The sequence below is a fragment of the Cronobacter universalis NCTC 9529 genome (assembly GCF_001277175.1).
In the GTDB taxonomy this organism is placed as follows: domain Bacteria; phylum Pseudomonadota; class Gammaproteobacteria; order Enterobacterales; family Enterobacteriaceae; genus Cronobacter; species Cronobacter universalis.
In genome coordinates this window covers 3,906,474-3,920,599 of record NZ_CP012257.1, presented here as the reverse complement: position 1 = coordinate 3,920,599, position 14,126 = coordinate 3,906,474, and the positions used below count along the sequence as shown (strand labels likewise).

Annotated in this window: 15 protein-coding genes; 8 read left to right on the top strand and 7 right to left on the bottom strand. The window is 58.4% G+C overall.

Annotated features, from left to right (window positions below; genetic code table 11):
* Positions 1-260: 260 nt before the first annotated feature.
* Positions 261-1,448 (bottom strand): MFS transporter TsgA, encoded by a 1,188-nt coding sequence (tsgA, locus tag AFK65_RS18135; protein WP_007702595.1) that lies wholly within the window; start codon positions 1,446-1,448, stop codon positions 261-263.
* Positions 1,449-1,723: 275 nt separating this feature from the next.
* Between tsgA and ppiA the strand changes: the two genes are divergently transcribed.
* From ppiA to argD, 5 genes are all read left to right on the top strand, one after another.
* Positions 1,724-2,296, top strand: a complete 573-nt coding sequence (ppiA, locus tag AFK65_RS18130; RefSeq protein ID WP_007702586.1) for a peptidylprolyl isomerase A — start codon at positions 1,724-1,726, stop codon at positions 2,294-2,296.
* A 107-nt stretch (positions 2,297-2,403) separates the two neighbouring features.
* Positions 2,404-2,574, top strand: a complete 171-nt coding sequence (locus AFK65_RS21385; RefSeq protein ID WP_007702581.1) for a YhfG family protein — start codon at positions 2,404-2,406, stop codon at positions 2,572-2,574.
* Positions 2,564-3,166 carry a putative adenosine monophosphate-protein transferase Fic gene (locus tag AFK65_RS18125; protein WP_007702579.1) on the top strand — a complete coding sequence of 201 codons (603 nt, stop codon included), beginning with the start codon at positions 2,564-2,566 and terminating at the stop codon, positions 3,164-3,166. Before AFK65_RS21385 ends, AFK65_RS18125 begins: the two co-directional genes overlap by 11 nt.
* Before the next feature lie 30 nt (positions 3,167-3,196).
* The gene (pabA, locus tag AFK65_RS18120; protein WP_007702577.1) at positions 3,197-3,760 is read left to right on the top strand and encodes an aminodeoxychorismate synthase component 2; all 564 of its coding nucleotides are present in this window, start codon (positions 3,197-3,199) and stop codon (positions 3,758-3,760) included.
* 86 nt (positions 3,761-3,846) lie between these two features.
* Positions 3,847-5,067: a bifunctional acetylornithine/succinyldiaminopimelate transaminase gene (gene argD / locus AFK65_RS18115; protein WP_038858761.1), complete on the top strand. Its 1,221-nt coding sequence runs from the start codon at positions 3,847-3,849 to the stop codon at positions 5,065-5,067.
* Here the strand turns inward: argD and AFK65_RS18110 are convergent, their stop codons facing one another.
* Entirely contained in the window at positions 5,068-7,152 is a 2,085-nt protein-coding gene (locus AFK65_RS18110) for a YccS/YhfK family putative transporter (protein ID WP_038858764.1), read from the bottom strand. It abuts the gene before it with no gap.
* A gap of 62 nt (positions 7,153-7,214) precedes the next feature.
* Entirely contained in the window at positions 7,215-7,847 is a 633-nt protein-coding gene (crp, locus tag AFK65_RS18105) for a cAMP-activated global transcriptional regulator CRP (RefSeq protein ID WP_000242758.1), read from the bottom strand.
* 310 nt (positions 7,848-8,157) lie between these two features.
* Between crp and AFK65_RS18100 the strand changes: the two genes are divergently transcribed.
* Positions 8,158-8,562 carry an OsmC family protein gene (locus AFK65_RS18100; RefSeq protein ID WP_007702564.1) on the top strand — a complete coding sequence of 135 codons (405 nt, stop codon included), beginning with the start codon at positions 8,158-8,160 and terminating at the stop codon, positions 8,560-8,562.
* A gap of 47 nt (positions 8,563-8,609) precedes the next feature.
* Here AFK65_RS18100 and AFK65_RS18095 read toward each other — a convergent pair whose 3' ends face one another.
* From AFK65_RS18095 to AFK65_RS18080, 4 genes are all read right to left on the bottom strand, one after another.
* On the bottom strand, positions 8,610-9,479 hold the full coding sequence (locus AFK65_RS18095) for a phosphoribulokinase (protein WP_007702561.1): 870 nt from the start codon (positions 9,477-9,479) through the stop codon (positions 8,610-8,612).
* A 48-nt stretch (positions 9,480-9,527) separates the two neighbouring features.
* Positions 9,528-9,746 (bottom strand): YheU family protein, encoded by a 219-nt coding sequence (locus tag AFK65_RS18090; RefSeq protein WP_004386598.1) that lies wholly within the window; start codon positions 9,744-9,746, stop codon positions 9,528-9,530.
* On the bottom strand, positions 9,747-10,763 hold the full coding sequence (locus AFK65_RS18085) for a hydrolase (RefSeq protein WP_007702559.1): 1,017 nt from the start codon (positions 10,761-10,763) through the stop codon (positions 9,747-9,749).
* A 72-nt stretch (positions 10,764-10,835) separates the two neighbouring features.
* Complete coding sequence (locus tag AFK65_RS18080; protein WP_038858767.1) at positions 10,836-11,555, bottom strand: NUDIX hydrolase; 720 nt, start codon at positions 11,553-11,555, stop codon at positions 10,836-10,838.
* 196 nt (positions 11,556-11,751) lie between these two features.
* Between AFK65_RS18080 and prs the strand changes: the two genes are divergently transcribed.
* Positions 11,752-12,609: a ribose-phosphate diphosphokinase gene (gene prs / locus AFK65_RS18075; RefSeq protein WP_007702556.1), complete on the top strand. Its 858-nt coding sequence runs from the start codon at positions 11,752-11,754 to the stop codon at positions 12,607-12,609.
* Between the two features lie 11 nt (positions 12,610-12,620).
* The gene (locus tag AFK65_RS18070) at positions 12,621-14,111 is read left to right on the top strand and encodes a nicotinate phosphoribosyltransferase (protein WP_038858769.1); all 1,491 of its coding nucleotides are present in this window, start codon (positions 12,621-12,623) and stop codon (positions 14,109-14,111) included.
* Positions 14,112-14,126 lie beyond the last annotated feature (15 nt).

Below are 14,126 nucleotides of genomic sequence, written 5' to 3'. Positions count from 1 at the left end.
TTATTGATGTAAATCAATTACATCTTTATATACCCCTTAATGGGTATTTCCTTGATTTTTGTAGGATTTTCTAAGTGCAGGAATTGATTAGGGTTTCGCAGGCGTCTGTTTTTTGAACCACGGTGGAGTGAATCTTCACCAGAACCGTTTACGGTGTGAACGCGGTAACGCGCGGCAATAAAGGGCAATTATGAGGGGAAAACGGCGGGGAAAAGATAAGAGAAAATGTCCCTTCCCGGCCGGGAAGGGACAGGCAAAACTTAGTGCGCTGCCGCGGCTTTCGCGTGCTGGCGATGACGGCTGACAAAGCCCAGCGCGAAGCACATCACGAATACGACGGCGTAGAGGCCGTTGGCGGTAAACAGCGCCGCCTGCGGGCCGTGATTCGCCACAATCGGGCCGGTCACGATAAAGGTCAGCATGGTGCCGACGGTGCCGCAGGTCAGGATGAAGTTAACCAGTTTCGGCGAGGAGACTTTGGTCTGCTGCGAGCCGAGCGTAATAATGGTGGTGTAAATCGCGCTGGAGAAGAAGCCCAGCGCCAGAATGAACCACGCCATATGTTCCGGCTTGCTGGTGATGAAGAAGTACATCAGCACCGTCGCGAGACCTGCCAGCACGGTCAGGATGCGCTGCAAATCAAAGAAGCGCAGCACGAAGCTGAAGACCCACATGCCGACCATGTAAGACATCCAGAAGTTGCTCACCAGCGTACCGGCGTCGTTCAGGTTCATGCCGAGGCCTTTGGTGGCGTATTCCGGCACCCAGCCGATAAAGCCGAGCTGGCCCAGAATGTAGCAAAGCGCGGCGATGGAGAGAAACAGCACGCCCACGCCCCATTTCTCTTTCGCGACCGGCTGGTTCTCCTGCGGGGCATGTTTGCCGAGCACCGGGAAATCGCAGCCGAACGTCAGGATGAAAATCGCGACATAGACCAGACCGATGCAGGCGTAGACCCAGTACCACTCAATGCTGCGCGCCAGCAGGAAGGCGGCGACCATCGGGAAGATCATCCCGGCCATGCTGAAGAAGGAGTCGGTAAACAGCAGGCGCGAGCCGCGCTGACGGCCTTCATACATATGGGTAATGAGGAATGTCCCGATCGACATCGTGATCCCGCTCACCAGGCCAAGCACAAACATCGCGGCGGAGAAGAGCGTCAGGCTCTGGCTGAACATCAGCGCCACCACGGCGAGCACCATCAACACAAAACCAAAGCGCAGCTGGGTTTTCAGCGGCACGATTTCCATCAGCCAGGCGTTTAAAAAGATAGAGATCAAAATCCCGGCGTTCAGGAATGTGAAGGTGTTGCTCATGCTGGATACGGGCAGTTTGAAATACTCTGCGATATTACCCATCACCATCCCGGTGACGATCACCAACGCGCCGGTAAGGGCGTAGGAAAAAAAGCTGATCCATGTGAGCTTAATACGATTGCTGTTAGTCATGACTGGCCTGTGAATAGAAGTGTAAAGCGCGTTGACGGCGCCGGGAACCCAGGCATTCTAGGTGGTATTGTGATCCAATAAAACATTCATTGATCACATGCTGTGTAAAACGACATGGTTTATATGACGGGGCTCACATAATTTTCCACATCAGATCCGATGAGCGCCTTTTCGCTGCGCGCTGGTACGTAAAACCAGGTAAATCTCTGGCACGTCTTGCGATCGCTATTTAGAATCGACCCACTCGCTTTTTTCTGCTTCGTAAGGAATTCTTCATGCTCAAATCCACTCTGGCGGCTGTTGCGGCTGTATTTGCTCTTTCTGCCCTTTCTCCTGCCGCGCTGGCGGCAAAAGGCGACCCGCATGTTCTGCTGACGACCTCTGCGGGAAATATTGAGCTGGAGCTGAACAGCCAGAAAGCGCCGGCATCGGTGAAAAACTTCGTTGATTACGTCAACAGCGGTTTTTACAACAACACGATTTTCCACCGCGTGATCCCGGGCTTTATGGTGCAGGGCGGCGGCTTCACGGCGGATATGCAGCAGAAACCGACCAACGCGCCGGTGAAAAACGAGGCGGATAACGGCCTGCCTAACGCGCGCGGCACCATTGCGATGGCGCGCACCGCCGATAAAGACAGCGCCACCAGCCAGTTCTTTATCAACGTGGCGGATAACGCCTTCCTGAACCACGGCCAGCGCGACTTCGGCTACGCCGTTTTCGGTAAAGTGGTTAAAGGCATGGACGTGGCGGATAAAATCGCCCAAGTGCAGACCCACGACGTCGGCCCGTACCAGAATGTGCCGTCCAAACCGGTTGTGATCCTCTCCGCGAAAGTCCTGCCGTAATCTTCTTGCGCACGCGGGCTGTATGGCCCGCGTCGCGTCTCCTCCCGGCAAACCGGCCCATTGCTGCTTATACTTGTGGCACACGGGGTTACGTTCAGGGAGGCAAAATGTCCAGAAAACTCACCGATAAACAAAAGTCCCGGCTGTGGGACGCGCAGAAGAATCAAAACTTCCAGGCCAGCAACCGGCTGGAAGGCATTGAGGTGCCTCTGGTGACCTTATCCCGCGAAGAAGCGCTGGCGCGCATTGAAGAGCTGAGGGGGCACTATGAGCGATAAATTCGGCGACGGGCGCGACCCTTACTTCTGGTCCGGCAGCGATGTGCTGCGCAACCGGCTGAACATTCATGCCGCGCAGGATCTGCAACATGCCGAGCGCGAACTCACCTCGCTGCGCGCGGCGACGCTGGAACTCGGCCCGGTACAGCGCGGGCTGCCGCACCTGTGCGCCATTCACCGCCAGCTTTTCCAGGATCTCTACGACTGGGCGGGCGAACTGCGTGAGGTGGATATCTATCAGGGCGAAACCCGCTTCGCGCATTTCGAATATCTGGAGAAAGAGGGCAACGCGCTGATGCAGGCGCTGGAAGATGAGGACTATCTCATCGGTCTGGAGCCCGAGGCGTTTGTCGCGCGCCTCTCGCACTACTACTGCGAAATCAATGTGCTGCATCCGTTCCGTATCGGCACGGGCCGCGCGCAGCGCGTCTTCTTCGAACAGCTGGCGCTGCATGCGGGGTACAGCCTCGACTGGCGCGGTGTGGATGTTGAGGCGTGGCGCGCCGCCAACCAGGCGGGCGCGATGGGCGATCTGTCGCCGCTTGAGAAAATCTTCGCAAGCGTAGTGAGCGACGCGCGGGAAAACGAGTAAACTGTCGCGGTTCTTTTTTCCGGAGCCGCCATGTTACTGCTTATCGACAACTACGATTCTTTCACCTGGAACCTGTTTCAGTATTTCAGCGAGCTGGGCGCGGAGGTGGTGGTCAGGCGCAACGATGAACTGACGTGCGACGATATCGAGGCGCTCGCCCCGGCGCGCCTCGTGATCTCTCCCGGCCCCTGCACGCCGAATGAAGCCGGCATTTCACTGGCGGCGATCCGGCGTTTTGCCGGTCGCCTGCCGATCCTCGGCGTTTGCCTCGGGCACCAGGCCATTGGGCAGGCCTTCGGCGCGTCTGTCGTGCGGGCTGAAAAGGTCATGCACGGCAAAACCTCGGTCATTTCACATAACAATCAGGGTGTTTTTTCCGGGCTTAATAACCCGCTGACCGTGACCCGCTATCACTCGTTGATTATCGACCGCGCCACATTGCCGGCGGAGTTTGACATCACCGCCTGGACGGACGCGGGCGAGATCATGGGCATCCGCCATCGCCGCCTTGCGCTGGAAGGCGTGCAGTTTCACCCGGAAAGCATTCTCAGCGAACAGGGCCATCAGTTGCTGGCGAACTTCCTTTCGCGCTGAATTTTTATTGCCTTTTAGTGATTTTTTATTCATATTTTGTGCTTATCTTTTCATGTGCGATGGCACATTTACTGGATGGGCATGAAATGGCAACTGAAAAAACAGCAATTACGCGCGCCACCTTCGATGACGTGATCCTGCCGATTTATGCACCGGCTGAATTTATTCCGGTGAAAGGCAAGGGTAGCCGTGTGTGGGATCAGCAGGGCAAAGAGTATGTCGATTTCGCGGGCGGTATCGCGGTAACGGCGCTCGGCCACTGCCACCCGCGGCTGGTGGAGGCGCTGAAAGCGCAGGGCGAAACGCTCTGGCACACCAGCAACGTCTTCACCAACGAGCCTGCGCTGCGCCTGGGCCAGAAGCTGGTGGACGCCACCTTCGCCGAACGCGTGGTGTTCATGAACTCCGGCACCGAAGCTAACGAAACCGCGTTTAAGCTCGCCCGCCACTACGCCATCACCCGCCACAGCCCGTATAAAACTAAAATCATCGCGTTTTATAACGCCTTTCACGGACGTTCGCTGTTTACCGTCTCCGTGGGCGGCCAGGCGAAATACTCCGACGGTTTCGGCCCGAAACCGGCTGATATCATTCATGTGCCGTTTAACGATCTTGATGCGGTCAAAGCGGTGATGGATGACCACACCTGCGCGGTGGTGGTCGAGCCGGTACAGGGCGAGGGCGGTGTGACCGCCGCGACGCCGGCATTCCTGCGCGGCCTGCGCGAGCTGTGCGATGAGCATCAGGCGCTGCTGGTGTTCGACGAAGTACAGTGCGGCATGGGCCGCAGCGGCAAGCTGTTCGCCTATATGCACTATGGCGTGACGCCGGACATCCTGACCAGCGCCAAAGCGCTCGGCGGCGGCTTCCCGGTCAGCGCGATGCTCACCACCCATGATATCGCCTCGGCGTTTCACGTCGGCTCGCACGGCTCCACATACGGCGGCAACCCGCTCGCCTGCGCGGTGGCGGGCGAAGCGTTTGATATTATCAACACCCCGGAGGTGCTGGGCGGCGTAGCGCATAAACGCGAGCAGTTCGTACAGCATCTGGCGCAGATTGGCGAGCAATACGGCTTATTCAGCGATATACGCGGTATGGGCCTGTTGATCGGTGCCGAGCTGACGCCCGCCTTCCACGGACGCGCGCGCGATCTCCTGTACGCCGCCGCGGCGGAAGGGGTGATGGTGCTGAACGCCGGGCCGGACGTGCTGCGTCTCGCGCCGTCGTTGCTGGTGGAGCGCGCGGATATCGACGAAGGTATGGCCCGCTTCGCGCGCGCCGTCGCGCGCGTGGTCAACGGTTAATCAGCGTGGCTGGCTCAGGCGTCGTCTGAGCCAGATACCGTGATGCGGGCGCTGACGCCACGCCACGGAAGAGATGGTATGCATGGTGCGCAGATGATCGAGAATGCGCAGCAGATGATGCTCCATTACGCCCGGCGCCCCTTCCGGCAAGACCTCTTCGCCCTCCAGTACCGCCTCGTTTTGCGTATCGCCCGGCGCGTCATGCTCCAGCCGCTGCTGGCAGCGCTGCAGCGCAATCTCACAGGCCTGTAAGTAGCGCGCCGCCGTCTCCGGCGGCAGCGTGGTTTGCTCGCGCGCCATCGTCGTTATCGCGTTAATGTGCTCGACGATAAACTGGCTGTGCGTCACCCACAGGCGCATATCCTCCAGATAACGGCTGTTAAAGCCTGGCTCCTGCATGGCCTGGTTGAGCGAGTTATAGAGCGCGTTGTGCGCCTGGTTGACCTGCATCCGCTGCCACGCCAGCGGGCCGGGTTGCGGATCGTCGCTCAGGATCAGGCGCAGCGCCTCCTGGTCTGCTTCCAGCGCGTCATGCGCGTTCTGGCGCAGGAGACCGCTCTGCCACTGGGGCCAGAGCCAGACCATGCCGCCGAATGCGATAAGGCAGCCGGACAGCGTGTCTATCAGGCGCGCCACGATGTACTGCTCGCCGTTGAGCGTCAGGATTTGCAGCGAATAGACCGCCGTGACGGTAAAGCCAATCATCGCCCAGCCGTAGTGCCGCCGGATTATCAGATAACTGATTAACGTCACCAGCAGCATGCCGAGCAGGGTATAGCCCTGCGGCACATTCAGGTGCAGCGTAATGCCCGCGATAATCAGCCCGGCCAGCGTGCCGCCGGCACGGTGCAGGATGCGCACCCGCGTCGCGCCATAGCCGTTTTGCGTGACGAACAGCACCGTCATCAGGATCCAGTACGGCTTCGGCAACTGGAACGCGCTGCCTAACAGGCCCGCCGCCGCCAGCATTACGCCCAGACGCGCGGCGGTACGCAGCGCCGCGGATTTCAGCGACAGATAGCTTTTCAGCGCCGGCAGCAGCGGCAGGCGACGCTGGCCGCTCTCCATCAGGTCACGGGCGTAGAGCGGTCGCTGGGTGCGCAGTACGCGCGCGATGCGGCTGAAATGGTATTCGCAGAACTGGCCGACCGGGTTGTCCGGGTGCTGGCGGGCGATTTTCGCCAGCGCCTCAATCTGCTTATCCATTGAGAAGCGGCGTGAATAACGGTGATAGAGAATATCGTCAGAAAGCGTGCGCAGCCGCGTGGCGACGGTTTGCGCCGTCCAGCGCAGCACTTCTTCGGCGTGGCTGCGCTCCACCAGTTTTTGCACTTCGGCGGGCTGATGCAGGGAGACTGAAATGTGCTCCTGGAGATCCAGCGCCACCTGAAACGTGCGCAGCAGGCGCTTGTAGCCGTTCTGTTTGGTCGCCGACAGCATCTGTAGCTGCTGATAGCACTGGCTTATCTGATCCACCACTTTTTGCTGATGCACGAGCAGCGGCGGCAGCGCCTGTTCCGGCTCGGTGTGGCGCGTCAGCAGGCTGTATTTCGCTTCGCAGTAGTCGGCGAGACTTTTATAAATCAGGCTTAACGATTCACGCAGCGGCTGCTCGCGCCACAGCCAGAACCAGAACCCGTTAAACGCGCCATACCAGAGCGTGCCGAGGACATAGAGCAGCATGGGCTCCCAGATGGGCATATTTCCGGCGAGGCTTAGCGTGAAGATGGCCGCGATAAGCGACGCGGGCAGGAGACGCGCATGCAGCGGGCTGATCTCCGCCGTTACGCCGAGCAGCAGCGCCAGCATCAGCAGAATGAGCGGCAGCGGCACAGACTGTAACAGCAGAAGCTGCACCGCCAGGCTGCTCAGCGCGAACAGCGAGGCGCCGATGATCAGTCGTTTAAAAAAGCGTTTGTGCGGGGTATCAAGACCGGCAATGTTGCAGCAGGCGGGGACGAGTGAAAACAGCAACCCTTGTTGAAGATGGCCCAGCATCAACCCGACCGCCACCGGCAGGCTTAAGATCAGCGTTTGCCGTAAAGCGTAATTGATTTCAGGATGATAGATAAGACGACGCCACATAGGGGAGAAGTATAGATACAAAAACGGCGTGTTACCGAAGCGACACGCCGTTTTTTGATTTTTTAGCGGGTACCGTAAACCACGATGGTTTTACCGTGGGCGGAGATCAGGTTCTGATCTTCGAGCATTTTCAGAATGCGGCCAACGGTTTCGCGAGAACAGCCGACGATCTGGCCGATTTCCTGACGCGTGATTTTGATCTGCATCCCGTCAGGATGGGTCATCGCGTCCGGCTGTTTGGCCAGGTTCAGCAGGGTCTGCGCGATACGGCCGGTCACGTCGAGGAAGGCGAGGTTACCCACTTTCTCGGAGGTGACTTGCAGGCGGCGAGCCATCTGCGAGGAGAGACGCATCAGAATATCCGGGTTAACCTGGATCAGCTGACGGAATTTTTTGTAAGAGATTTCAGCCACTTCACAGGCAGTTTTAGCGCGAACCCAGGCGCTGCGTTCCTGACCTTCCTCGAACAAACCCAGTTCGCCGATGAAGTCTCCCTGATTCAGGTACGAGAGGATCATCTCCTTACCCTCTTCATCTTTGATCAGCACTGCCACTGAGCCTTTAACGATGTAATACAGCGTCTCCGCTTTTTCACCCTGGTGAATCAGCGTGCTCTTAGATGGATACTTATGAATGTGGCAATGTGACAAGAACCATTCAAGAGTCGGGTCTGTTTGCGGTTTGCCAAGCACCATGCGCGGTTATCCTCTGTTTTAAACTGGCTCCAAAGACAGGGCGCGTAACCCCTGTCTGGCTTTGCAATCATCATCTTCCCGCTTCCAGGGAAGTTGGCTGTCCGTGGACATCGCAGCCGATAAATTGTCTTCTCCTCTGCACCCATGCGTAACATCAATGTATCGCCGCTGCATCCAGACTGTTTTAGCATAGCTTTTCTCAGGTGTCTCCTGTTGTCTCGTTTCAGCTTGACGCAGGTCGCGCTTCCATTGCCTCCGGGAACGCGCGCGCGTAATCTGTCAGAAAAATGAATAGCCTGGAGCGATTAACATGCATGCACGAGTGAAATGGGTAGAAGGGTTAACCTTCCTTGGCGAGTCCGCTTCGGGGCATCAGATCCTGATGGACGGCAACTCCGGCGACAAAGCGCCGAGCCCGATGGAAATGGTCCTGATAGCCGCAGGCGGCTGTAGCGCGATTGATGTGGTCTCTATCCTGCAAAAAGGCCGTCACGACGTGATCGACTGCGAAGTGAAACTGACGTCAGAGCGCCGCGAAGAGGCCCCGCGTCTGTTCACGCATATCAATCTGCACTTTGTGGTGACGGGTAAAGACCTTAAGGACGCGGCAGTGTCGCGCGCGGTGGATCTGTCGGCGGAGAAGTACTGTTCGGTGGCGCTGATGCTCGGCAAAGGGGTCAACATCACCCATTCGTATGAAGTGATTGAGGCGTAATCTGACGACGGGCGGCCCGGCAGGCGAAGCGCCGCCAGGCCACTCTGTCACGCTATCTGCTTGCCTTCCATCAGCCGCTGCACCAGCGGCAGCATGATAAGCTCCATCGCCAGCCCCATCTTGCCGCCCGGCACCACCAGCGTATTGATATGTGAAATAAACGAGCCCTGTAGCATCGCCAGCAGCCACGGGTAATCGATATTGTCCAGATTGCGGAAGTGAATGACCACGAAACTCTCATCAAGCGACGGAATGCTTTTCGCGGCGAACGGGTTGGAGGTGTCCACCGTCGGCACGCGCTGGAAGTTAATATGGGTGCGTGAGAACTGCGGCGTGATGTAGTTGATGTAATCTTCCATTGAGCGCACCACGGAATCCATCACCGCCTCGCGTGAATGGCCGCGCTCGCTGGTATCGCGGATAAGCTTCTGTATCCACTCCAGGTTGACGATAGGCACCACGCCCACCAGCAGATCGACATGTTTCGCCACGTCGTTTTGCGGCGTCACCACGCCGCCGTGCAGCCCTTCGTAAAACAGCACGTCCGTCGGCTCCGGCAGCGGCTGCCACGGCGTGAAAGTGCCGGGCACCTGGTTCCACGGCACCGCTTCGTCATAGGTGTGCAGATATTTGCGCGACTGCCCTTTGCCGGTCAGGCCATACTCCACAAAGGTTTGCTCCAGCAGGCCGAAATCGTTCGCCTCCGGGCCGAAGTAACTGATATGGCGGCCAAGATCGCGCGCTTTGCGGATGGCCATGTCCATTTCCGGGCGCGTGTAGCGGTGGAAGCTGTCGCCTTCCACTTCGGCGGCACGAAGATTCAGCTGGGCGAAAATTTTACGAAACGCGAGGCTGGTGGTGGTGGTTCCCGCGCCGCTGGAGCCTGTGACGGCGATAACCGGATGTTTGGCAGACATAGCGAGACAACTCCCTGAAGCGGCGGGGCAGGGCTCCGCCTGGCGACATTAACCGCGAAACTGCGAACGCGGCATGATATTGACCGTTTCGTGCAGTTCAGACCACACCAGAACGGCTTCGCCGCTTTGCAACTGACGCCGCACGTCGGCGACCTTTTGCTCAAGCGAGCGTTCATGTTCACCATAATCGGTGCCTTCGCGCAAGACGAAGGCTTCAATCAGGCGCTCCAGGGTGTCGGGCGCGATCTCTTGCCAGGGAATGATCATTTATCGGTCCAGATAAGGGGTTAACCAGTCAGGAATGCGCTGTTCCAGCCACATTTTAGGCTGGCGCAGCGTGCCGCCGACAAAGCCCACATGACCGCCATGCTCTGTCAGCTGATATTCAATATTAGCAGGCAACGTGGCGGTATCGGGGATGACGTGATGATCCATAAACGGGTCGTCTTTAGCGTGAATAATCAGCGTCGGACGGGTGATGCTGGCGAGACGCGGCATCGCGCTGCACTGGCGATAATAATCGACGGCATCGCTGAAGCCGTGGATTTTCGACGTAATCAAATCATCGAAATCGCGGATGCGGCGCAGGCGTTTAAGCTGGGCGAGCTCAATCGGCAGCGTGCCGGGCCAGGCTTTCAGCTTGCGGGTGGCGTTGGCTTTCAGCAGGTTTAACAGATAGAACTGATAAAAGCGCGAAAAGCCTTTTTCCATATGGTTGCAGCAGTGTTCGAGCATAAACGGCGCGGACACAATCACGCCTGCCGTCAGCGGGAAGCGGCCGTCGATCTCCGCCATCAGGCAGCCGAGCATATTGCCGCCGAGCGAATAGCCGACCGCCGCCGTCGGCACGGTGCCGTAGCGTTCATCCAGCCAGCGCAGGAAAAAGGTGCCGTCTTCGGTTTCGCCCGAATGATAAATGCGCCCCAGTTTGTTCGGCACGCCGCTACAGCCGCGAAAATGCATCACCACGCCGAGCCAGCCGCGCGCTTTCGCCGCATGGATAAGCCCGTGGACGTAAGGGCTGTGCAGGCTGCCTTCGAGCCCGTGAAAAACCACCAGACGCGGCTTATGACGCGCCTGATCGGGGTTTTCGCTAAACGCCAGGTCGACAAAATCGCCATCCGGCAGATCCAGACGCTGCCAGTGCGGCTCAAACTGCACCCGGCGGCGCAGCACGCGCGGCAGCATGGTTTGCAGGTGTGGATTGCTGACTCCCGGCATTGGCTGAAAGTGTGAAGAATCGGTGTTCAGTGCAGGAAGTTCTGCGGGAGTAATGTCGGCCATGGCTGATGTCTTTTATTAGTTCGCTAACTACTATACCGGTTGTTATCCGTTTTGTTGATGCTTTGGTGCGGATCACTCGGCCAGTAAATTGCGCGAGAAAAGGTGAATATCGGCATCCGGCTTGCGTCGCCAGAGCCTGGCTTTACGCGCGCCGGTGGCGACGCTCTCGCCGGTTTCTTCAAACATGCCGGACGCTTCAAAGCGGCGGATGAGGCTCTTACGCTGGATGGGCTGGCCGAGAATAATTTCCGTCGCCTCCTGAAGCTGGCTTAGCGTAAAGCACTCCGGCAGGCAGTAGACCGGCAGGAGCGAATACATCGTCTTCTGGCGCAGGCGGCGCAGGGCGGCCTCGATAATCGTCTGGTGATCGAACGCCAGCTCGATAGCGCCAAGCTCCGCCACCGGCACCCACTGCGCATCGCTGACGGAGGCGATATGCGGCTGGCAGTCGACCCAGGCGATCAGCGCAAACCAGGCCGTGGTGAGGCTCCAGCCGCGCGGATCGCGATCCGGGCCGGAAAACGTCTCCAGTTGCTCCAGCCATGACGGGCGCACGCCGGTTTTTTCGGTCAGCTTACGCAGCGCCGTCGCGTGGGTGGAATCATCTTTCTGCATATCGATAAACCCGCCCGGCAGCGCCCAGCGCCCCTGCTGCGGCTGGCGGGCGCGCTGTACCAGCAGCACGCAAAGCGCCTGGTCATGCAGGGTGAACAGCACGCTGTCGACGGTCACCAGCGGAGAAGGGAATCGCGCAGGGTCGTAGTTTTCCAGATATTCCGCTTCAGTGGTCATGCGCCGCTCCGTTTAATTGTCTCAGAGACAAGTTTACCAGCCCGGAGCACCGGAACAAAGCAAACCTGTAATGTTTTAATTTTCAGCGACATGCTATTTTTTAGCCAGCGCGGCGAAAATTTCGCTTGCTTATTAGTGTCTCTTGGACAATATTAAATGTGTCGCAAGGACATAAACTGATTAACCGGGGGCGAAAATGATGCAGCCGCAACTGATGGTAGACGGACAAGAGATTGCAACACAGACCGGGCGTTTTCCTGACGGCGCCGTGTGGGCGAAAGTGACCGGCGAACTGCCGCGCGTCGCCTCGCTGATGCGTATTCGCGCCGCCGCCATGAAAACGATGGACGATTTCATGCTGCTGGCGCAACTGACCGACGCGGTGCGCCAGCACTGTGATGTGCGCTTCAGCCATCTGGAACTGCCGTGGCTGCCGTATGCCCGCCAGGACAGGCACATGCAGCCGGGCGACAGCTTCGCGCTGAAGGTCTTCGCCCGCCAGCTGAACACCCTCGGTTTCGACAAAGTGATCGTACTCGACCCGCACAGCGAAGCCGCCGCCGCCGCGATTGAAAATCTGGTGGCTATCCCGCAGGAGCGTTGCCTGCTACAAAGCAAGACGCTGGAGCGCGCCCTGAAGGCCGGCGAGTTAATGCTGGTGGCGCCGGATGCCGGGGCGCTTAAAAAAATCCATGCCGTCGCGCAGGCCGCGGGCGTTCATGAGTTCGCCATTCTGACCAAACAGCGCAACGTCGCGACCGGCGAGCTGACCGGTTTTCGCCTGGTGGACGGCGACGTGAAAGGCAAAGCGGTGCTGATTGTGGACGATCTCTGCGACGCGGGCGGCACGTTTATCGGCTCAGCCCAGGTACTGCGTGACGCCGGGGCAAGCAGCGTGAGCCTCTACGTGACCCACGGCGTGTTTTCCAAAGGCGTCGAAAACCTGCTGAATAACGGCATTGATAAGCTTTATACAACCACCTCCTTCGCGCCCGCTGAACTGGCGCAGGAACGGGTAGAAATGATTGATATCAATACAATTTATAACGCGTAAGGAGAAGGGCGATGAACATGAATCCGATTCTGGCTATTGATGGCTACAAAGTGTCGCACCGCGAGCAGTACCCGGCAGGCACCACTAAAGTCTATTCCAACTTTACGCCGCGCAGCGACCGTCATTTCCACTCTCCTGTCGCGGACGGCAAGCTGGTGTTCTTCGGCCTGCAGGGGTTCCTGCAATGGTTCCTGGTCGATCTGTTTAACGCGCAGTTCTTCGCGCGCCCTGAGGCGGAAGTGGTAGACGAATATCAGGCGGTGATGGACAGCTACATCGGCAAAGGCGCTGTCAGCGCGGATCACATTTGCGCGCTGCATCAGCTTGGTTACCTGCCGCTGCATATCAAAGCGCTGGATGAAGGCAGCAAAGTGGCGATGAAAGTGCCGGTGCTGACCATTACCAATACCCTTCCGGAATTCTTCTGGCTGGTGAACTACCTGGAAACGGTGCTCTCGGCGGAGCTGTGGAAATCCTCCACCAACGCCACTATCGCGCACCACTACCGGACTATCTGCGAGCGCTGGGCTGAGAAAACCTGCTCTGACGTAAGCCACCTCGATTTTCAGTGCCACGATTTCTCGTTTCGCGGCATGTCTGGCCTTCAGGATACCGCGCAGGCGGGCTGCGGCCACCTGCTGAGCTTTAAAGGCACCGATAATATTCCGTCGATGCTCTACGCGCGGGATTACTACACCCAGGGCCAGGAGTGCTTCATTGCCGCGTCCATCCCGGCGACCGAGCACAGCGTGATGTGCATGGGCGAGAAAGAGAGCGAAATCGAGACGTTCCGCCGCCTGATTTGCGATCTCTACCCGAACGGCTTTGTCTCGATTGTCTCGGATACCTGGGACTACTGGCGCGTCATCACGGAATATACCCGTGAGCTGAAAACGCAGATCATGGCGCGTGAAGGCCACGTGGTGTTCCGCCCGGACAGCGGCGACCCGGTGGAGATCCTCTGCGGCACCGGTGCCGATGACGACACGCGCGCCGACCGCACGCCGGAAGAGAAAGGCTCGGTTGAGGTGCTGTGGGAAATTTTCGGCGGCACCGTCAATGACAAAGGCTTCAAAGTGCTCGACCCGCATGTGGGCCTGATTTACGGCGATTCTATTACGCTTGAACGCGCCGAAGAGATCCTGCGCCGTCTGGCGGCGAAAGGCTTCGCCAGCTCAAACGTGGTGTTCGGCGTCGGTTCGTTTACGTATCAGTACAACACCCGCGACACGTTCGGCTTTGCGATGAAAGCGACGTACGGCGAAGTGAACGGCGTGGGGCGCATGATTTTCAAAGAGCCGAAAACCGACAGCGGACTGAAACGCTCAGCGCGCGGGCTGCTGCGCGTCGAGCGTGACGATAACGGCGATTATCAATTGTTTGACGAACAGACCCTGGAGCAGGAGCAGCAGGGTGAACTGAAAACCCGTTTCCTGGATGGCAAACTTCACGGCGTGGAGCATCTGGAAACCCTGCGCCAGCGCCTGGCGGCGCAGCGTTAATCCCGCCTGCCGGGC

Bases quoted from the DNA above. Each gene is read 5' to 3' on its own strand.
- AFK65_RS18095 (WP_007702561.1), bottom strand. From the start codon at position 9,479: ATGTCTGCCAAACATCCGGTTATCGCCGTCACAGGCTCCAGCGGCGCG.
- AFK65_RS18090 (WP_004386598.1), bottom strand. From the start codon at position 9,746: ATGATCATTCCCTGGCAAGAGATCGCGCCCGACACCCTGGAGCGCCTG.
- crp (WP_000242758.1), bottom strand. From the start codon at position 7,847: ATGGTGCTTGGCAAACCGCAAACAGACCCGACTCTTGAATGGTTCTTG.
- AFK65_RS18100 (WP_007702564.1), top strand. From the start codon at position 8,158: ATGCATGCACGAGTGAAATGGGTAGAAGGGTTAACCTTCCTTGGCGAG.
- AFK65_RS18110 (WP_038858764.1), bottom strand. From the start codon at position 7,152: ATGTGGCGTCGTCTTATCTATCATCCTGAAATCAATTACGCTTTACGG.
- ppiA (WP_007702586.1), top strand. From the start codon at position 1,724: ATGCTCAAATCCACTCTGGCGGCTGTTGCGGCTGTATTTGCTCTTTCT.
- pabA (WP_007702577.1), top strand. From the start codon at position 3,197: ATGTTACTGCTTATCGACAACTACGATTCTTTCACCTGGAACCTGTTT.
- AFK65_RS18070 (WP_038858769.1), top strand. From the start codon at position 12,621: ATGAACATGAATCCGATTCTGGCTATTGATGGCTACAAAGTGTCGCAC.
- argD (WP_038858761.1), top strand. From the start codon at position 3,847: ATGGCAACTGAAAAAACAGCAATTACGCGCGCCACCTTCGATGACGTG.
- AFK65_RS18085 (WP_007702559.1), bottom strand. From the start codon at position 10,763: ATGGCCGACATTACTCCCGCAGAACTTCCTGCACTGAACACCGATTCT.
- AFK65_RS18080 (WP_038858767.1), bottom strand. From the start codon at position 11,555: ATGACCACTGAAGCGGAATATCTGGAAAACTACGACCCTGCGCGATTC.
- prs (WP_007702556.1), top strand. From the start codon at position 11,752: ATGATGCAGCCGCAACTGATGGTAGACGGACAAGAGATTGCAACACAG.
- AFK65_RS21385 (WP_007702581.1), top strand. From the start codon at position 2,404: ATGTCCAGAAAACTCACCGATAAACAAAAGTCCCGGCTGTGGGACGCG.
- AFK65_RS18125 (WP_007702579.1), top strand. From the start codon at position 2,564: ATGAGCGATAAATTCGGCGACGGGCGCGACCCTTACTTCTGGTCCGGC.
- tsgA (WP_007702595.1), bottom strand. From the start codon at position 1,448: ATGACTAACAGCAATCGTATTAAGCTCACATGGATCAGCTTTTTTTCC.